This window comes from Lysobacter alkalisoli (assembly GCF_006547045.1).
GTDB classification, from domain to species: Bacteria; Pseudomonadota; Gammaproteobacteria; order Xanthomonadales; family Xanthomonadaceae; genus Marilutibacter; species Marilutibacter alkalisoli.
The window spans coordinates 842,794-861,251 of sequence record NZ_CP041242.1 but is presented as its reverse complement, the minus strand read 5'-3'; the positions used below and the strand labels follow the sequence as shown (position 1 = coordinate 861,251).

Below are 18,458 nucleotides of genomic sequence, written 5' to 3'. Positions count from 1 at the left end.
ACTACAAGGTAGCCCAACCCACTCTCCGCCAGGTAAGCAGCATGGACATCAACACGGCTTTCTCGACTCCGCTCGCCTTTGCCCGGATGAGCGCACCCGAGACGCTCAATGCGCAGCTTCGCGAACTGTTCCTGGCCTGCGAAGCGGAAGGGCCGAGGTTCGCCAACCCTGAGCCCTATACCCACCGCAACGACGCCCTGTTCGAGAGTAACTTCACCCTGTTCGATTGGCCTCACGAGCCGATCGCAAGGCTGCGGAATTTCTGCTGGTCCACCCTCTACGGCGTGATCGGCGAGCTCAACCAGTACGACACGAATGCCCTGCAGAACCTGCACATCGCTCATGAGTCGTGGTTCCACGTCACCCGCAAGGGCGGTTACTTCGGCGTACACAACCATCCCCTGCATTCCTGGTCGGGTGTGTACTGCGTCTGCCAGGACGGCGACGACCCGGAGAGCGACAGCGGCAAACTGACGCTCATCAATCCCCATGCCATGCACACCATGTTCATCGACATGGCAACGCACCAGATGAAAGCCCCCTTCAGCATGGGCAATCTGCCGATCCGGCTGGAGCCGGGTCAACTGGTCATCTTCCCATCCTGGCTGCTGCACGAAGTGACGCCGTTCGAGCCGAAGGGCGATGGCCTGCGAATCACGGTAGCCTTCAACGCACGCTTCCGGATGCACGGCATCGAGCCGCAGAAGTCTCCATTCGCGGCATAAGCTCACAACCTCTTTCAGGATATTTCTTTGGACAAGCACGACCTGCCCGATCCGCGGCTGACCAACCCACGCCAACAGGTGTGGAGTTCATACTGGAAACAGGGGGCATTGCACTCGCTCACCGGCTCGTTCGACGGCAGCTACGGTGGCGCCATCCGCACGTTCTGGGAAGGTGAATTCGCCGCCCTGCAGGAAGACGACCGCGTGCTCGACATCGGCACCGGCAACGGCCCACTGCCGGCCCTGCTGTGCGAACTGCGCCATGACACAGGCATGCCCCGGGTCGATGCCATCGACCTGGCCTCGGTGGCCCCCGGGTGGCTTCAATCGTCACCGCCATCATGCCGCGGGAAGATCCACTTCCACAGCCATGTCTCGGCCGAAGCACTGCCGTTCGACGACGGGACCTTCAGCCTCGGTATCAGTCAGTACGGGCTGGAATACAGCCAGTTGGACCGGTCGATCGCCGAATTGGGACGCGTCATCCGGCCTGGCGGCCGGATCGCGTTGATCATGCATCATGCCGATTCAAGGCTGGCCGCAGTCGCTCGTGAGGAAATACGGCTGATCGGGACACTGCTAGGTCCCGATGGGCTGATGCAGGCGGCCGGAAAGCTCTTCCCCTACCTCGATCTGGCCGCACAGGGGCAACATGAACGCCTGGCCGCCGATCCCATGGCCAGCCAGGCACGTACCGGTTTCAATGTCGCGATGCGCTCGCTGGGCGCTCTCGCGGAGCAGAGCCCTTACCCGGATGTGCTGCTTGAAGTCCAAGAAGCGGTAGCCCGGCGTGTCGACGCGCTGCTTCAGAGGCATCTCACGCTGGACTCGGCCCTGCATGCCCACACCGAACATGTCCGGGCACTGCAAGATTCCGCCTTCCGCAGCGACGAGTTGTGCATGCACGCACTGACCAAGGCCGGGATATCGAACCTCATGCAGCAACTGCAAGCATGCGGATTCGGGGCAATCGATATTGCCCCGATCCACCATCAGTCGCTGCTGGTCGGCCGGACCCTGCTCGCACGCCGCGATTGACGGAGCCGCGATTGTGTCGGCGGCTGACAGCGCCGCCGATCCAGCTCAGAACCCGCCTCGATCCACGTGCTGGCGAGGCATGGTGCGCAGCTGGTCCTGGGTGCTCTCCCGAATCCGGCGGCGCTCGCCTGCCGTCAGGCAGACAGTGGTCTTGCGGTGGCTGCCCGTGGTCTGCTCGCGCCTGCAGACCATCCGGCTGTCCTCGGCGGCCTGGGTCAGGATCGCATTGACCTTTTCCTGATTGTTGAACAGATCGACCTTCTGCTGCTCCGGCATCGAATCAACGCCGCCAGTACGCTGCACCGAGGCCTCCATCCGATCGAGCAGGCCCAGTACCGTCCGCCGATCGTCGGAACTGATCTCCGCGTATTTCTCCGAGCCCAGTTCTTCGCGAATCTGGACAAACTGATCCGTTCCTGAAGCCGTCTGCAGATCCAGCGGCGCCTGCCCCGCATGGACAGCCCCACACAACATCACGGTCAACAGAGCGGGAAAGATGATGGTGCCATGCTTCATGTCACTACTCCTCCTTATGTCCAACACGTGTTCATCGCGATTACCGCAAGGGAGATCACCGGACGTTCCCATTATCGAACGAATACAACCCGTGGGACTTTGCACTGCAGTCAGATCGGCCCCAATCTCGGTTCTGGCTGACACCCTTTAAGCCTGCCCCTGCAGAGGCCGAAAGATTCTCCCAGGCCCCAGTATCCACCATGTCTGCACGTCCCTGCACGTCCGTGCCCCATGGCATGCCTTTTCATCCCTGAAGAAAGATTAACAGGACTTTAATTATCCTCGCCGCACGTCTACCATCGCCGTGAACTTTGCTGTTTCTGGCGGCCGGATATGCGTGCTCCAGCCAACCGGAAGCAGAGGGGAGGTTCAATCTTCTTTGGAGAGAGAGAACGCGCGATGAAAGCAACAACAAATTCCAGGGGCCCTCGAATCATGTCGATCCGTCACAGCCGTAGTCTGAAACGCAGTGCGCTGGCAAGCGCACTTTCCTCAGCCCTCATCTTGAGCGGCGCAGCGCTTGCTCAAGAGGCGCCGCAAGAGTCGCCAGAAACACCTCAGGCACGGCCAACGGCCCAGCAGGAAGCGACTGCACTCGACACCGTGGTGGTCACCGCACGCAAGCGCAGCGAATCCATCATGGAAGTGCCGATGAACATCACGGCCATCTCTGCCGAAGAACTTACCTCCAGGAACCTGACCAGCGTTGGCGAGATCTACCGCACGATCGCCGGCGGCGCCAGCGCGACCGGCCAGCTGATCCTGCGCGGCCTGAGCGGCAGCAACTCACCGTCCCCGGGCACGACCAGTCAGTTCGTCGACGGGATCCCGTTCGGCTCCTCGAATATCTTCGACGTGGAGCGGGTGGAAATTCTGCGCGGACCACAGGGGACTTTGTGGGGATCGAACGCCATTGGCGGCACGGTGCAGATCGTGACCAACAAGCCCAGGACCGACCGGTTCGAACTCTTCGGCAGTCTGCGTGCGAGCAGCGAAAACGATGTATCGGGCCTTGCCAGGCGCATTGAAGCCGGCATCAACGCGCCGTTGATCCAGGACACTTTGGCCCTGCGTGTGGTTGGCAGCACCTACGAGACCCCGGCAAGATCGTCAATGCAGCCACCGGCACCCGGAACAGCACCGGCGGCGAATTGCTGCGGATGCAGTTGCAGTGGGAGCCCAGCGAAGACACGCGTTTCAATCTGGGTTACATCAACCAGTATTCGCGCAGCGAAGGCACCCGTATCGCGGACCGTTCTCGTCCTGGCGGCTACTATGCGCCCAGCTTTACTCCGAACCCCGACTCACCGTGGGGCTACGATGTCGACTACGACGTGGTCCCATGCGATCCGACCTGGGAGCGCCCGGCCTGCTTCACCGGCGGCAACCCGGGCGTGAGCTCCCCGTCCCGCTACACCATCTACGAGATCATGGACCAGTGGTCCAAGGCCAGCACCGACCTGGCTTCGCTGTCGTTCGAACACGACGATCTGTTCGGCATTGCGTCGGTCAGTTATGTCGGCTCCTGGCGCGAGAACAAGGGCAACTCACTGGACAACTGGTCGCGCCTGGACATGGCCGACATGATGAAGACCTGGATCATCAACGAAGACAAAAGCAACCGGGTCACCCACGAGCTGCGCTTCCAGAGCAACGAGCGCCGCGGCGGCTTCGACTGGACCGTTGGCCTGTTTCAGGACCGCTACTGGGAGGGCTACAACCCGAACGCGCAGTGGCAGTATCACGAAGACAGCCCGCAGGGCATCGCGCTGTTCTCCGACTGGAACGACTGGGCCTGGGGACCGTGGTATGAAGAGCAAGGCATCTACAACGTGGGCGACCTTGGCCGCATCCTGTATGGCGACCAGAGCAAGAACTACAACCTGACCTACCACAGCGTCACTAGCAAGGAAGAAGCCGCGTTCGGTGAGCTGAACTACTCATTCGACGCAGGCGCAGGCAGGATCGAAATCACCGGCGGCATCCGCTACTTCCGGCTCGACGATGCCACCAGCTACACGCAGAGTGGCATATGGATCGGACCGGAAGCCACCTCCGCGACCACCGGCGGCCAGGAATCTGGCAACCGCAAGAAACTCAGCGTGGCCTGGATGCCGAACAGCGACATGAACATCTATGCGTTGTATTCGGAAGGTTATCGCCCGGGTGGCAACAATGGTCCGTTGCCCAATGCCTGCCTTGGAGACGAGTTCGCCCCGTCGCACCGCGACCGCTACACCAGCGACAAGATCGACAACTATGAGCTGGGCTTCAAGGCGAACCTGATGGACCGCCGCCTGCGCCTCGCGTCGGCGATCTACAACATCGACTGGACCGATGTCCGCACCAGCATCTACATGCCATCGTGCGGGTTCTCGTTCACCGCCAACGCCGCCAACGCCCGCTCGCGCGGCGTGGAGTTCGAGAGCCAGGTATGGTTGGGCATCAACACCACGCTGACCTTCAATGCGGCCTACACCGACTCGATCATGCTCAACGACGTGCCGGCACTGGGTGCTCAGAAGGGCGACGACATGACCATGGTGCCCAAGTACAACGGCTACCTGGCACTGGACCAAGGCTTCCGCCTGTTCGACCGTGATGCGTTTGCCCGCATCGATGTGGCGACCTACGGGCCATTCAAGTCGCACTTCAATGTCCGCGACGAGGATCGCGCCGAAGGCTACACCACGGTCAACCTGTCCGGCCGCCTCCACCTGTCCGACAGCATGACGCTGGGCCTGTTTGCGAACAACCTGCTGGACAAGGAGTACGTGACCTATCGCTCGGCGCGCAGCCGCACTTCGAGCAGCCAGCCGCTGAACGAAATCTACGGTGATGGGCGCACGATCGGCATGCGTCTGGACCTGCGTTTCGAGTAAGTCCCGCAGCCATTGCAGCACAACAAGAAGGGGCGGTGACTTCGGTCACCGCCCCTTCTGTTTTCCCGCCGATGCCATACTGCACACTGCTGGTCACGTTGATCCATGCAACCGGGCAGTCATCCATGCATGCTGCGACTGCGGCTCAACCTTTCTCCAGCGCGGCCACGATCCGCCGCTGCTCGTCCTTCAAGGCCTGCGGCATGCGCGGGCCGTAGCCGTCGAGATAATCGCCGATGCTGGCGAACTCGGCCTGCCAGCCTTCGCGCTCGAAGCCGAACAGTTTGGCTTCGGCCTCGTCCGACAGGTCGATGCCGTCGAGGTTGAGGTCGGCGCCGGTGGGCAGGTGGCCGATCGGGGTTTCGACCGCATGGGCCTCGCCCTTGACCCGGCCGATCATCCACTCGAGCACACGCAGGTTGTCGCCGAAGCCGGGCCACAGGAAGCTGCCATCGTCGCCTTTGCGGAACCAGTTGACGTGGAAGATCTTCGGAAGCTTCGCGCCGGACGTGTCGAACGACAGCCAGTGGCCAAAATAGTCGGCGAAGTTGTAGCCGCAGAACGGCTTCATCGCCATCGGGTCGCGGCGCATCACGCCTACCGCACCGGTCGCGGCGGCGGTGGTTTCCGAGCCCATCGCGGCGCCGATGAGCACGCCGTGGGTCCAGTCGCGGGCCTCGAACACCAGCGGCACCAGTGAAGGGCGGCGACCGCCGAACACGATCGCGCTGATCGGCACGCCCTGCGGGTCCTCGGCCATCGGCGAGTACGAAGGGCACTGCTTGGCCGAGACGGTGAAGCGCGAGTTCGGGTGCGCGGCGGGGCCTTTCTCCGGGTCGTACGGGTTGCCGCGCCAGTCGGTGGCCGGCTGCTGGCCGTTGCCGAGGCCCTCCCACCACGGCTGGTCGTCGGCGGTCAGGCCGACGTTGGTGAAGATGGTGTCGTGCTGGATCGTCGCCAGCGCGTTCGGGTTCGATTTCGCGGACGTGCCGGGGGCGACGCCGAAGAAGCCGGCCTCGGGATTGATCGCATACAGGCGGCCATCGGCGCCGGGACGCATCCAGCAGATGTCGTCGCCGACGGTCCAGACCTTCCAGCCGGCGTTGCGATAGCCCTCGGGCGGGATCAGCATCGCCAGGTTGGTCTTGCCGCAGGCGGACGGGAATGCGGCGGCGATGTAATGGGTCTCGCCCTGCGGGTTCTCGATGCCGAGGATCAGCATGTGCTCGGCCAGCCAGCCCTCGTTGCGGGCCTGGTGGCTGGCGATGCGCAGCGCGTGGCATTTCTTGCCGAGCAGCGCGTTGCCGCCGTAGCCGGAGCCATAGGACTTGATCGTCAGCTCCTCGGGGAAATGCATGATGAGGCGGCGGTCGGGGTCGAGCTCACCGATCGAATGCAGGCCCCTGACGAACGATCCCTCCTTCTCGATGCGGGCCAGCGCCGCCGCGCCCATGCGGGTCATGATGCGCATGTTGGCGACGACATAGGGGCTGTCGGTGATCTCGACGCCGCAGCGCGACAGCGGCGAGTCGATCGGCCCCATGCAGTACGGGATCACGTACAGCGTGCGCCCGGCCATGCAGCCGTCGAACAAGGCATCGACCTTGGCGTGGGCCTCGGCCGGGGCCATCCAGTGATTGTTGGGGCCGGCGTCATCCTGGGCGGTGGTGCAGACGAAGGTCAGGTGTTCGACGCGGGCGACGTCGTCCGGGTGCGAGCGGTGCAGCCAGCTGTCCGGATGGGTCTTCTCGTTGAGCTTGAGCAGGGTGCCGTCGGCCAGCATCTGCGCGATGAGCGCATCGTTCTCCGCGTCGCTGCCATCGCACCAGTGGATCGTATCGGGCCGGGTCAGCGCGGCGACTTCCGCCACCCAGGTATTCAGCGCCGCAAGCTTGCTATTGGCGGTGCCAGCCTGGTTCACGGGTTTCCGGGCGTCGGCGGACATGGCATTCACGGGCAACTCCTGATCTGTGTCGTACTTCAGTGACTACGGTTTCGATGCTCTAACAAGGCCGCCGGGCACGAATTCAGCCCGGGATGAGCGTGTCCATCATGTGCTCGACGTAGGCCTCGAACTCGTCCTGCTGCATGCGGGTCTGGTGCAGTTGCAGGTTCAGCTGCAGGAAGCCCACATAGGCGGCATACAGCAGCTGCGCGCGGTAGCGGGCATCGGTGCGGCTCAGGCCGACCTGGCGGAACGAGGCGGTCAGGTACTCGAGACGGCGGTCGGAGACACGGCCGATGACCGGCTGCACGGCGGGATGATCCAGCGCCTTGAGCAGCTCGGAGTAGACGATGTGCGACTTGACCTCGTGGGCGACCACGTTGAACAGCGCGCGCAGGCGTTCGCGCGGGTCAGAGATCGGTTCGAGCTGGCCGAACACTTCCTCCTCCTCGAACTTCTCCCAGCGCTCCAGTGCTGCCACCAGCAGGGCGTCGCGGGACGGGAAGTGCCAGTAGAAGCTGCCCTTGGTGACACCGAGACGGCGTGCGAGCGGCTCGACCGCGACCGCGGCCACCCCCTGTTCGGCGATCAGGTCGAGTGCGGCCTGGGCCCAGTCGTCGGCACTCAGGCGGCCACTCCTCTCGGGCTTGATGGGAGCGGGGGCATTCGGGGAAGTGGTCATGGTGTCAAGTGTAACCATACGGATAGGTCGGGGACAGTATGCGGGGCAAGTTTCCGGTTGACAGGTCCCGGGCCGGATCACCATACTCATCCGTATGTTGCTGCCGTGCAACGCTCGCACATCGCCCGGGTCACCGCATCTTCGCGTATGCCCCGGCAGGATGGAGTCCGAATGGCACGAAAGACCGCCACCAGGCGCACGGCCAACCATATGCGTTTCCGTGCATCGTCTTGACCGCCATAGCCGTACCGTTTCCGGAGTGTCGCCATGAGCATCGCGATTCCCTTCATTGTCCTGCTGGTCGTCGGCGTCATCGCCGCCTACCACCGCCTGCGCCTTGCGGTGTGGGTCGCGATCAGCGCCACCGCCCTGGTCGCAGCCTGGCTGCTGGGTGCCAGCCCCGTGGCCAGTATCGTCGCCGGCGTACTGCTGGCCCTGGCCTCGCTACCGCTGCTGATCCCTGCGATCCGCCTGCCGCTGATCACCGCTCCGCTGCTGAAGTTCTACACCAAGATCCTGCCGCCGTTGTCCGAGACTGAACGGGTGGCGCTGGAGGCCGGCACGGTCGGCTGGGAAGGCGAGCTGTTTTCCGGCAAGCCGGACTGGAAGGTGCTGCACGAGCAGCCGAAGCCGACCCTTCGCGAGGATGAGCAGGCCTTCCTCGACGGTCCGGTCGAGGAACTGTGCCGGATGGTCGACGACTGGGACATCACCCATGTCCGCGCCGACCTGCCGCCGGAAATGTGGGACTTCATCAAGAAGAACAAATTCTTCGGCATGATCGTGCCGAAGGAGTACGGCGGCCTCGGCTTCACCGCGCTGGGCAATCACAAGGTGATCCAGAAGCTGGCTTCGGTGTCGAGCGTGGTCAGCTCCACCGTCGGCGTACCGAACTCGCTGGGTCCGGCCGAGCTGCTGATGCACTACGGCACCCAGGAGCAGAAGGACCACTACCTGCCGCGCCTGGCCGACGGCCGCGAGGTGCCCTGCTTCGGCCTGACCGGGCCGTGGGCCGGCTCCGACGCGACCTCGATCCCGGACTTCGGCATCGTCTGCATGGGCGACTGGAACGGCGCCCGCGTGGTCGGCGTGAAGCTGACCTTCGACAAGCGCTACATCACCCTCGCCCCGGTCGCGAGCCTGATCGGCCTGGCCTTCCGCATGTACGATCCGGACGGCATCATCGGCGACAAAAAGGACATCGGCATCACCCTGGCATTGCTGCCGCGCGACACCCCGGGGGTGGAGGTCGGCCGCCGCGCGATGCCGCTCAACTGCACCTTCCAGAACGGCCCGATCCGCGGCATGGACGTGTTCATCCCGCTCAGCCAGCTGATCGGCGGCGAGGCCTATGCCGGCAAGGGCTGGCAGATGCTGGTCGAATGCCTGTCGATCGGCCGCTCGATCACCCTGCCTTCCTCCGCCAGTGGTGGCGCCAAGATGGGCGCGCGGGTGGTCGGCGCCTATGCGCGCATCCGCAAGCAGTTCGGCCTGTCGATCGGCCGCTTCGAGGGCGTCGAGGAAGCGCTCGCCCGCATCGGCGGCCACGCCTATACCATCAGCGCGCTGGCCGAGGCTTCGGCCGCGGCGGTCGCGCGCGGCGAGCTGCCGGCGGTGCCTTCCACCATCTCGAAATACCACTGCACCGAGATGGGCCGCGAGGTCGCCCGCGACACGATGGACATCCTCGGCGGCAAGGGCATCATCCTCGGCCCGCGCAACTTCGCCGGCCGCAACTGGCAGGCGGCGCCGATCATGATCACGGTGGAGGGCGCCAACATTATGACCCGCTCGCTGATGATCTTCGGCCAGGGCGCGATCCTCTGCCATCCATGGGTGCTGAAGGAGATGAAGTCGGCGATGCTGCCGGACGAGCGCGAGCGCCTGCGCGAGTTCGACCGCAACCTGTTCGGCCACATCGGCTTCGCGATCTCCAATGCCGTGCGCTCGTTCTGGTTCGGCCTGACCGCGGCCACAGTCGGCCGCGCGCCCGGCGACACCTACACCCGACGCTACTACCGAAAGCTCAACCGCTACTCGGCGGCACTGGCGCTGTGCGCGGACACCTCGATGCTGCTGCTGGGCGGCAAGCTGAAGTTCAAGGAATCGCTGTCCGGACGCCTGGGCGACGTGCTCAGCAACCTGTACATCGCCAGCAGCCTGCTCAAGCGCTACGAGGACGAGGGCCGCCCAGCCACCGACCAGCCGCTGCTGGCGTGGTCGATCCACAATGCGGTGTACAAGATCGAGAACTCGCTGTCGTCGGCGCTGCGGAACTTCCCGGTACGGCCGGTCGGCTGGTTGCTGTGGTCGCTGGTGTTCCCGCTCGGCCGCCGTGCGCAGTACCCGAGCGATCGCCTCTGCCACAAGGTCGCCTCGCTGCTGATGTCGCCGAACGAGGCCCGCGACCGGCTCGGCGTAGGCGTGTTCACCACCCCATGCGAGAACAATCCCGGCGGCCGCATCGACAGTTACCTGTCGCAGGTGGTGCTGGCCGAACCGGTGGAGCGCAAGTTCCTGAAGGCGCTGAAGAACAGCGACATCGAAGCGCTGGACTTCAGGTCGCAGCTCGACGAGGGCGTGGCCGAGGGCTGGATCACCGCCGAGGAGCGCAAGCAGCTGGAGGCGCTGCGCGAAGTCACCATCGACGCGATCTCGGTCGACGACTTCGATCCCGAGGAACTGCGCTCGGCCGGCTACCGGCGCGAGGCGGACAGCGGCCGCGCCGCGGCCTGACCGCGAAGGCTACGAAGAAGGACGGCGGGGCAACCCGCCGTTCCTGCGTCCGGAGGAGACACCGCATGACCCCTGTCCGGCCGGAACCGGTGGCACCTTTGCTCGCCACCTATCGCAGGATGGCGAAGTGGCCCGCGGGCCACTGGCTGTTCTCGCGTGCGATCTGCCTGAAGGCGCCGTATTTCTCGACCATCCGGCCACGCTTCGTCGCCCTCGAACCCGGCCGCTGCGACGTCCACATGCGCGATCGCCGCGCCGTGCACAACCATATCGGCACCGTGCATGCGATCGCACTGTGCAACCTGGCCGAACTCGCTGGCGGCGTGATGCTCGATGCCAGCCTGCCACGTGGCATGCGCTGGATTCCCAAGGGCATGACAGTCGAATACCTGGCCAAGGCACGCGGGCCGATGCGCGCGATGGCAACGCCGGAACGGCCGATCGAGGCGGCCGAAAGCGGCTACGAACTGCCGGTGAAGGTGGACGTGACCAACGTCGCCGGCGAGGCCGTGTTCCGCGCGCGCATCATGATGTGGGTCTCGCCGAAGCCCTCCGGGCGGTGAGTCACCGATCCGCTGGCAGCTTCTTCTCCTCGCGAATCAGTCCGAACGCGCCGAGGGTGAAGGCCGAGGCGATCACCAGGCCGCCAAGGAACACCGCGTTGGTGCCGGCCATCGACAGCAGCTTGTGCAGCCAGGCGAAGCTCAGGTCGGCGCCGCGATAGATCACCGTGTCGATGGCCGCACCGGCCTTGTAGCGCCATTCGCGGGCAACACGGGTGTAGATGGTCTCGCGCGCGGGCTTGGCCAGACAGAACTCGCTGCTGCGGGTGATGATCTGGACGATGGCGACGATCATCGGCAGCGGCGAGGCCGCCAGCACCGCGTAGCCGAGGATGATCGCGAAACCGGGGATCAGCAGCGCCGGGGCGATGCCGAAGCGCGACAGCAGCAGGCGGGTGATGAACAGCTGCACCAGCAGGGTCAGCGCATTGATCGCCAGGTCGATGGTGGCGTAGTACGCGGTCGCGGCCTGCGGGTCGGGATAGAAGCGGCGCACGATCGCCGCCTGCTCGTTGTACAGCAGGGTGCCGACGCCCACGCCCGTCACCACCAGCAGCGCCATCCAGCGCAGCAGCGGCTCCTGCACGACCAGCCGCAGGCCGGCCCACACCGTGCCACCCATCGGCCGCTCGCCGCTGGTCAGCCGGCGTTCGCGTTCGCGCAGCACCGCCCATCGGCGCAGGCGCAGGATGCAGACCATGCACACGACGAGGAACCCGGCCGAGATCAGCATCAGGTTGGCGATGCCGACACGATCGACCAGGGTGCGGGTCAGGATCGGGCCGAGGAAGGCGCCGACGGTGCCGGCCGCGCCGATGTAGCCGTAGAACTTGCGTGCCTCGGTATTGCTGTACACGTCGGCCATGAAGCTCCAGAACACCGCCACCGCGAACAGGTTGAACACCGTGACCCAGAGGAAGAAGGCCATGCCGCGCCCGGGCATGCCGCTGTCGAACAACACGTAGAACAGCAACAGGGTGGCGATGAAGAAGCCGTAGATGACCGGCAGGAACACCCGCCGTGGCCAGCGGCTGACCAGGGCGCCGTACACCGGCTGCAACACCAGCATGATCAGGAAGGCGCCGGTGAACAGCGCCTGCAGGGTGAACTCGCCCAGGGCGATGCCGCGCGCTGCGAAGAACTGGATCATCGCCGAAGGGAACACCGCGGCGACATCGCTCGACGCGGCCATCGCCTCGCGTACCGGGCGCAGCACGTAGTAGCCGCTGAGCAGGCAGAAGAAGTACAGGAACGACCACCACAGCGCCGGCGATTCGGACAGCGCCGCGCAGAAGCGTCGCAAGGCCGCGATCATGCCGCGGCGCCGGCCCTGCATCTCCGAATCGGTCATCTGCGGCTCCGTCAACACGAGCATGCCGGCGGTGGTCGGGCCGGCTCCGGCGCCGATGCTAGCAGGCCGCAACGTCCGGGATGGCGGCGGCGCCGACCCCGCGAGCATCTGCTCTAATCGAGACCCATACGGTCATCGGACCGTTCCCTGGACCCTCCCGTGTACGACTACATCATCATCGGCGCCGGTTCGGCCGGCTGCGTGCTCGCCAACCGGCTGTCCACCGACCCGGACGTGCGCGTGCTTCTGCTGGAGGCCGGTCCGCGCGACCGGCATCCCTTCATCCACATGCCCGCCGGCATCGCCAAACTGGTCAACAACAAACGCTTGAACTGGGACTACGCCACCGCGCCGGAGCCACGGCTCGACGGCCGCGTGCTGTGGTGGCCCCGCGGCAAGGTGCTGGGCGGGTCGAGCTCGATCAATGCGATGTGCTACACCCGCGGCGTGCCCGGCGACTACGACGAATGGGCCGCGCTCGGCGCCGAGGGCTGGGACTGGGCCGGCGTGCGGCCCTGGTTTCGCCATTCCGAGTGCAACCAGCGCGGTGGCGATGCGCTGCATGGAAGCACGGGCCCGCTGTACGTTTCCGACCTGCGCCACAGCAACCCCCTCTCACATGCCTTCATCGAGGCCGGGGTGCAGGCGGGCCATCCGCTCAACGACGACTTCAATGGCCCGTCGCAAACGGGCTTCGGCCTCTACCAGGTGACCCAGAAAAACGGTGCACGCTGTTCGAGCGCGGTCGCCTACCTCGATCCGGCGCGACCGCGCGGCAACCTCGATATCGTCACCGGCGCGATGGCCGCGCGAATCACCTTCGATCCTGGCCAGGGCGGCGTGCCACGGGCATCGGGGGTGATCTACCGCGCCGGTGGCAAGGCCTTCCACCAGCCGGCCGCACGCGAGGTACTGGTCTGCGGCGGGGCACTGAACTCGCCACAACTGTTGATGCTGTCCGGCATCGGTCCGGCGGACCAGCTTCGCCGGCACGGCATCGAGGTCGTTGCCGATGCACCGCAGGTCGGGGAAAACCTGCAGGACCACCTCGACATCTGCACCCTCTACGCGTGCACGCAGCCGGTCAGCTATGACCGCGCCAGCGACCTGCGGATCGCGTTCGACTATTACCTGCGCGGGCGCGCGGGCATGGGGACCAGCAATGTCGCCGAGGCCGGGGCATTCGTGCGCTCGGCGTTGGCTCTCGACGAACGCGCGGACATCCAGCTGCATTTCGTCCCCGCCCTGCTCGACGACCATGGGCGCAACCGCCTGCCCGGAGACGGCTTCACCGTGCACGCCTGCTTCCTCCGTCCGCGCAGCCGTGGCCGGGTCAGCCTTGTCGGCGCGAGCGCAGCGGACAAGGTGCGGATCGAGGCCAATTACCTGAGCGACCCCGACGGCTTCGACCTGCGGATGATGGTCGAGTGCGCGAAACTCGCGCGCGAACTGGTCGCCCAGCCCGCCTTCGACGGCTACCGCGGCGCGCCGATCTTCCCGGCCCGCGACGATCTCGACGACACCGGGCTGGAAGCCTTCATCCGCGCCAAGGCCGAAACCATCTATCACCCGGTCGGTACCTGCCGGATGGGCAGCGACGAAGCCTCGGTGGTCGATCCACGACTGCGCGTGCGAGGCGTCGATGGCTTGCGCGTGGTCGACGCCTCCGTGATGCCGAGGCTCATCGGCGGCAACACCAACGCGCCGACGATCATGATCGCGGAGCGCGCGGCGGATCTGATCAGGCGGATGTGATCAGAGGCAACCCGTAGCCCGGGTAAGCGGAGCGCACCCGGGACCTGCGTCTACGAACCCGGGTGCGCTCCGCTTACCCGGGCTACCGCCCGCTCCTACACCTACGGTTGACTACGCCAGTTGCCGACCGACATCCCGGGTGCGGCTTTGCCTTACCCGGACTACGTGCCTGCGGCTGGCTGCGCCAGCATCGGCGGCAGCGGGCAATGCAGCACGCCGCAGATGGTGCGAAGCAGTTCGGCTTCGGCCACGGACACGCGGCCGTCATGGCCAACCGCTTCGGTGATCGCCTCCACCAGCACCTGCTTGGCCAGCGGATCGAGGGTATCCAGCGGCTCCCAGACTTCGTCCAGCGCGGTCACCCCTCCTGCCGGCGGCATGTACGGCAGGTGATCGCGCTGAAGCACCCGGTTCAGGCCGGCATTGTAGGCGCGTCGTGCCTCGGCTTCGTCGGCATGGCCGGCGTGGGCGACCACGGCCAGCAAGGTGGCGAACTCTCGGCGGACGCTCTGCGGCTTGCGCCGCCCCATCCGGACGTAACGGGCCGGGTCCAACGACTCGCGTACCTGCACGGTCAGCAACCGCGCCAGGCAGTACTCGAACAGACTGACCTCTCCGTCGGCATAGATCATCGCGTTGGCCGCATCGAGGAAGTTGTCCAGCTCCGGACGCGGGCGCAGCCGCAGCACCGGGAAGGCCATCGACGCCAACGGCAGGCGCAGCATCGGGTGCAGGCCGGGCATCTGGGTGTGGTGGATGTGGCGGGCGCGCTCGGCAACCACCCGGCCCAGCCGCGCGGCGACCTCGTGGAACTGCTTGCTGGCGACCGTTTCGCGCTCGTCCATCAACAACGCCAGCAGCAACGGGACGACACTGTCGCGCTGCCGGGCCAGGTCGTGCAGGGGCTCGGGCATCGCGCTGACGATGGCATCGGCCTGCAGATAGTCGTCGGCATCGGGATGAGCGACCTGGTCGGCGACCTGCTCGGGCACCAGCGTCTGCTCGCTGCCGGCGACGGGCAAGGGAGCGTGCGGCGCAAAGCCCATCCGCACGTCCTCCTCCAGCCCGTTGGGGGGTGCCGCCATCCATTGCTGCGACAGGCCTTCGAGCTGGTCGGCACGAAAGCCGGGCTCCAGCGCCTGGATACGTTCGAGCAGCGGTGGATGGGTCGCGAACATTCCGCTCAGGCCGATACCGTCGCCGAACAGCATGTGGCTGACCTCCTCGGCCTCGCCGCGCGCGGCCAGTCGCGAGCCGTCCTGCAGGCCGCCGATCTTCTTGAGCGCTCCGGCCAGCCCCGCGGTCTGGCGGGTGAACTGCACCGCCGACGCATCGGCCAGGCGTTCCCGGCTGCGGCTGACGCCGGCCTTGATCATGCGGCCGAAGAACAGCCCGATCGAACCGATCACCATCGCGACCAGCGCCGCCACCATCACCGCCGCCACGCCACTGCCACGTCGACCGACGGCGAAACGCCCATGTATCAGCACCTTGCGGCCGATGATCGAGATCATCATGATCCCGAACAGCACCCCGATCAGGCGGATGTTCAACCGCATGTCGCCGTTGAGGATATGGCTGAACTCGTGCGCGATCACGCCCTGCAGCTCGTCGCGGTTGAGTCGCTCCAGTGCGCCCCGGGTCACCGCGACCACCGCATCGGAAGTGGTGTAGCCCGCGGCGAAGGCGTTGATGCCGGCCTCGTGCTCGAGCACATAGACCTTGGGCACCGGCACCCCGGAAGCGATCGCGATCTCCTCGACCACGTTGAGCAGGCGGCGCAGGTTGAGGTCGCGGGTATCCTCCGGCACCGGCACGCCGCCAAGCTGTTGCGCGACCCGCTCGCCACCCGAACCGAGGCTGGCAATGCGGAACAGCGAACCGAGCCCGATCACCGCCAGCGTAGCCACGGTCGCGAAGGCCAATACGCCGGGGGCGGTGCCGACGAACACCGCCACGGCCAGGTCGACCGCCAGCACGATGCCGAGCACCGCCAGCGCGAACAACACCACCAGCCGCGTCGAACTGCGGCGGGCGGCGGCCTGGCTTTCGAAGAAGTTCACTCGAAGTCGTTCACCCGAAGAAGTTCACCCCAGAAAATTCAGAACTGCACCTTCGGCGCCTCGCGGACCTCGGCCTTGTCGACCGGGATGTCCAGCAGCGCAGCCGGGGCGAAGTTGAACATGCCGGCCACCACGCTGGCCGGGAACACCTCGCGCCTGTTGTTGTAGGCCATCACGCTGTCGTTGAAGGCCTGCCGGGCGAACGCAACCTTGTTCTCGGTACTGGTCAGCTCCTCGGTGAGCTGCATCATGTTCTGGCTGGCCTTGAGCTCGGGATAGGCCTCGACCGTGACCAGCAACCGGCCCAGCGCGCCATCGAGCATGCCCTGGGTGCGGGCCAGTTCCGCCATGGCCGTCGGGTCGCCAGGCGCCGCCTTGGCCGCCGCCAGCCCCGACTGGGCCGCGTTGCGGGCCGCGGTGACCGCCTCCAGAGTGCCCTTCTCATGGGCGAGGTAGGCCTTGGCGGTCTCGACCAGATTGGGAATCAGGTCAAATCGCCGCTGCAACTGGACATCGATCTGGGCGAACGCATTCCTGAATGCGTTGCGCGCCATGACCAGGCCGTTGTAAATGCCCACGGCCCAGAACGCGAGCAGCGCAAGCAGACCCAGCAGTATCAGTAAACCCAACATGATCGTCCCTCCCGAACGTACTGGACCCCGGGGCGGGGTCGGCGCAGAATCGAACGCGTTCCAGCATACGCAGGCACTGCGCACGATGAAAGACAAAGCAAGCGGCCGCACCCGTGTTCCAGGACGGCTGGCGGCCCTTTCCGTCCTCCTCACCCTGGCCCTCGGCTCCGCTGCGCAGACGTCGCAATCCTCCCGGACCAGTCCGCTGGACCGCTTCATCGCCGACACGGTCTCGACCACCTCGTCCGCGCCACTGCCACCCGAGTTCGATGTCCAGCGTTTCGAGCGCATGGCCCAGCAGCTGGTCGCGGACCGCAACGTGCCGGCGCTGGCGATGGCGATCGTCCACGAGGGCAAGGTGCTCAGCGCCCGCGGCTACGGCGTCACCGACATGCAGAATGCCAGGCCGGTCGACAGCCACACGGTGTTCCGCCTCGCCTCGCTGTCGAAGGGGTTCGCTTCGACCATGGCCGGGCTGGTCGTCAATGACGGCGCCCTGCGCTGGGACAGCAGGGTCGACCAGTACCTGCCCGACTTCCGCCTCAGCGACCCGCACGCCTCCCAGCAGGTATCGGTGGCCGACCTGCTCAGCCACCGCCTCGGACTGCCGTACAACGCCTACGACCGGGATCTGGAGCGCTACGTCGACTACCGCACGCTGACCCGCAGACTTTCCACCCCCACGCTCAAGTGTCAGCCCGGTACCTGCTATGCCTACCAGAACGTCGCCTTCAGCCTGATCGGCGACATCGTGTTCGCCGCCACCGGCAATTTCTACAGCGAGGAAGTGCAGCGGCGGCTGTTCAAGCCGCTGGGCATGAACGACGCCAGCCTGGGCCTGGAAGGAATCGAGAGCAGCCCCAGCTGGGCGCGCCCGCACGTGCGCACGCGCGGTGGTTGGGTGTCGGTGTCGCCGAAGCCGACCTATTACCAGTTGCCGCCGGCGGCCGGTGTCAACGCCAGCGCCAGCGACATGGCGCAGTGGCTGATCGCGCAGACCGGTCATCGGCCGGACGTGATTGCGCGCCCCCTGCTGGCCACCCTGCATGAGCCACTGGTCGACACCCCCGGCGAAATGCGCGCGTCATGGCGGCGCGAAAGACTCAGCTCGGCCGGCTATGCGCTGGGCTGGCGCGTCTACGACTATGCCGGCCAGCGGATGATCTACCACGGCGGCGCCGTACAGGGCTATCGCGGCATGATCGCGATGCTGCCGCAGCGCGAGCTGGGCGTGGTGGTGGTGTGGAATTCGGAAAGCAGCCTGCCATCGGGCCTGGTGCCGACCATCCTCGATAGCGCGCTCGGACTGCCGGAAGGCAAGTGGCTGGGGATCGACCTGGGCGCGGTCGATCTTCCGGACGACGAACAACCGCAATCGGCCACGGCGGAGTCCCGCATCGCTCGCACCAGCCGTCCCCGCTGATCGCGATCAACATCCAGATCCGGACCCGATCCGGTGGTGACCCGCGCATTCCCGTTCAACGCCTGAAGGCGATCGCAGGGCCATGAAAAAACCCCCTCCCCGCCTGGGCTGCGGGAAGGGGGTCGGACAGCAGTACTACGGTATCGG

General features: G+C 65.8%; 13 protein-coding genes and 1 pseudogene. 8 read left to right on the top strand and 6 right to left on the bottom strand.

Annotated elements, in window-relative coordinates; translation table 11 throughout:
- Nucleotides 1-41 precede the first annotated feature (41 nt).
- Both FKV23_RS03645 and FKV23_RS03640 read left to right on the top strand, forming a co-directional pair.
- Complete coding sequence (locus FKV23_RS03645; RefSeq protein WP_141622633.1) at nucleotides 42-725, top strand: putative 2OG-Fe(II) oxygenase; 684 nt, start codon at nucleotides 42-44, stop codon at nucleotides 723-725.
- A 27-nt stretch (nucleotides 726-752) separates the two neighbouring features.
- Complete coding sequence (locus FKV23_RS03640; RefSeq protein WP_167284937.1) at nucleotides 753-1,763, top strand: class I SAM-dependent methyltransferase; 1,011 nt, start codon at nucleotides 753-755, stop codon at nucleotides 1,761-1,763.
- Between the two features lie 45 nt (nucleotides 1,764-1,808).
- Here the strand turns inward: FKV23_RS03640 and FKV23_RS03635 are convergent, their stop codons facing one another.
- Nucleotides 1,809-2,279: a hypothetical protein gene (locus FKV23_RS03635; RefSeq protein WP_244244084.1), complete on the bottom strand. Its 471-nt coding sequence runs from the start codon at nucleotides 2,277-2,279 to the stop codon at nucleotides 1,809-1,811.
- Nucleotides 2,280-2,612: 333 nt separating this feature from the next.
- On the opposite strand from FKV23_RS03635, the pseudogene FKV23_RS17695 reads away from it, so the two are divergent.
- Together FKV23_RS17695 and FKV23_RS17305 are read left to right on the top strand one after the other, a co-directional pair.
- Nucleotides 2,613-3,191 (top strand): annotated as a pseudogene (locus FKV23_RS17695) (TonB-dependent receptor plug domain-containing protein); the annotation flags it as partial.
- A gap of 248 nt (nucleotides 3,192-3,439) precedes the next feature.
- Nucleotides 3,440-5,161: a TonB-dependent receptor gene (locus FKV23_RS17305; RefSeq protein WP_341867571.1), complete on the top strand. Its 1,722-nt coding sequence runs from the start codon at nucleotides 3,440-3,442 to the stop codon at nucleotides 5,159-5,161.
- A gap of 145 nt (nucleotides 5,162-5,306) precedes the next feature.
- On the opposite strand, the gene FKV23_RS03625 is transcribed toward FKV23_RS17305, so the two are convergent.
- Together FKV23_RS03625 and FKV23_RS03620 are read right to left on the bottom strand one after the other, a co-directional pair.
- Nucleotides 5,307-7,106 carry a phosphoenolpyruvate carboxykinase (GTP) gene (locus tag FKV23_RS03625; protein WP_141625019.1) on the bottom strand — a complete coding sequence of 600 codons (1,800 nt, stop codon included), beginning with the start codon at nucleotides 7,104-7,106 and terminating at the stop codon, nucleotides 5,307-5,309.
- An 82-nt stretch (nucleotides 7,107-7,188) separates the two neighbouring features.
- Nucleotides 7,189-7,806, bottom strand: coding sequence for a TetR/AcrR family transcriptional regulator (locus FKV23_RS03620; RefSeq protein WP_407067642.1), 618 nt, complete (start codon nucleotides 7,804-7,806; stop codon nucleotides 7,189-7,191).
- A gap of 249 nt (nucleotides 7,807-8,055) precedes the next feature.
- Here FKV23_RS03620 and FKV23_RS03615 point away from each other — a divergent pair, with 249 nt between their 5' ends.
- Together FKV23_RS03615 and FKV23_RS03610 are read left to right on the top strand one after the other, a co-directional pair.
- A complete protein-coding gene (locus tag FKV23_RS03615; protein WP_141622630.1) occupies nucleotides 8,056-10,524 on the top strand; it encodes an acyl-CoA dehydrogenase in 2,469 nt (822 codons plus the stop codon).
- A 65-nt stretch (nucleotides 10,525-10,589) separates the two neighbouring features.
- Nucleotides 10,590-11,087: a hotdog fold domain-containing protein gene (locus FKV23_RS03610; protein WP_141622629.1), complete on the top strand. Its 498-nt coding sequence runs from the start codon at nucleotides 10,590-10,592 to the stop codon at nucleotides 11,085-11,087.
- A gap of 1 nt (nucleotide 11,088) precedes the next feature.
- On the opposite strand, the gene FKV23_RS03605 is transcribed toward FKV23_RS03610, so the two are convergent.
- A complete protein-coding gene (locus tag FKV23_RS03605) occupies nucleotides 11,089-12,402 on the bottom strand; it encodes an NTP/NDP exchange transporter (protein WP_141625018.1) in 1,314 nt (437 codons plus the stop codon).
- 195 nt (nucleotides 12,403-12,597) lie between these two features.
- On the opposite strand from FKV23_RS03605, the gene FKV23_RS03600 reads away from it, so the two are divergent.
- Nucleotides 12,598-14,193: a GMC family oxidoreductase gene (locus FKV23_RS03600; protein ID WP_141622628.1), complete on the top strand. Its 1,596-nt coding sequence runs from the start codon at nucleotides 12,598-12,600 to the stop codon at nucleotides 14,191-14,193.
- Between the two features lie 161 nt (nucleotides 14,194-14,354).
- Here FKV23_RS03600 and FKV23_RS03595 read toward each other — a convergent pair whose 3' ends face one another.
- Both FKV23_RS03595 and FKV23_RS03590 read right to left on the bottom strand, forming a co-directional pair.
- Nucleotides 14,355-16,256: a M48 family metallopeptidase gene (locus tag FKV23_RS03595; RefSeq protein ID WP_141622627.1), complete on the bottom strand. Its 1,902-nt coding sequence runs from the start codon at nucleotides 16,254-16,256 to the stop codon at nucleotides 14,355-14,357.
- A gap of 38 nt (nucleotides 16,257-16,294) precedes the next feature.
- A complete protein-coding gene (locus tag FKV23_RS03590; protein ID WP_208543273.1) occupies nucleotides 16,295-16,885 on the bottom strand; it encodes a LemA family protein in 591 nt (196 codons plus the stop codon).
- Nucleotides 16,886-16,973: 88 nt separating this feature from the next.
- Here FKV23_RS03590 and FKV23_RS03585 point away from each other — a divergent pair, with 88 nt between their 5' ends.
- A complete protein-coding gene (locus FKV23_RS03585) occupies nucleotides 16,974-18,311 on the top strand; it encodes a serine hydrolase domain-containing protein (RefSeq protein WP_141622625.1) in 1,338 nt (445 codons plus the stop codon).
- Nucleotides 18,312-18,458: the final 147 nt, after the last annotated feature.

What these genes read in the sequence shown, in the direction of transcription:
- FKV23_RS03605 (WP_141625018.1), bottom strand. Translation starts at nt 12,402, where the DNA reads ATGATCGCGGCCTTGCGACGCTTCTGCGCGGCGCTGTCCGAATCGCCG.
- FKV23_RS03645 (WP_141622633.1), top strand. Translation starts at nt 42, where the DNA reads ATGGACATCAACACGGCTTTCTCGACTCCGCTCGCCTTTGCCCGGATG.
- FKV23_RS03585 (WP_141622625.1), top strand. Translation starts at nt 16,974, where the DNA reads ATGAAAGACAAAGCAAGCGGCCGCACCCGTGTTCCAGGACGGCTGGCG.
- FKV23_RS03635 (WP_244244084.1), bottom strand. Translation starts at nt 2,279, where the DNA reads ATGAAGCATGGCACCATCATCTTTCCCGCTCTGTTGACCGTGATGTTG.
- FKV23_RS03625 (WP_141625019.1), bottom strand. Translation starts at nt 7,106, where the DNA reads ATGTCCGCCGACGCCCGGAAACCCGTGAACCAGGCTGGCACCGCCAAT.
- FKV23_RS03610 (WP_141622629.1), top strand. Translation starts at nt 10,590, where the DNA reads ATGACCCCTGTCCGGCCGGAACCGGTGGCACCTTTGCTCGCCACCTAT.
- FKV23_RS03620 (WP_407067642.1), bottom strand. Translation starts at nt 7,806, where the DNA reads ATGGTTACACTTGACACCATGACCACTTCCCCGAATGCCCCCGCTCCC.
- FKV23_RS03615 (WP_141622630.1), top strand. Translation starts at nt 8,056, where the DNA reads ATGAGCATCGCGATTCCCTTCATTGTCCTGCTGGTCGTCGGCGTCATC.
- FKV23_RS17305 (WP_341867571.1), top strand. Translation starts at nt 3,440, where the DNA reads ATGCAGTTGCAGTGGGAGCCCAGCGAAGACACGCGTTTCAATCTGGGT.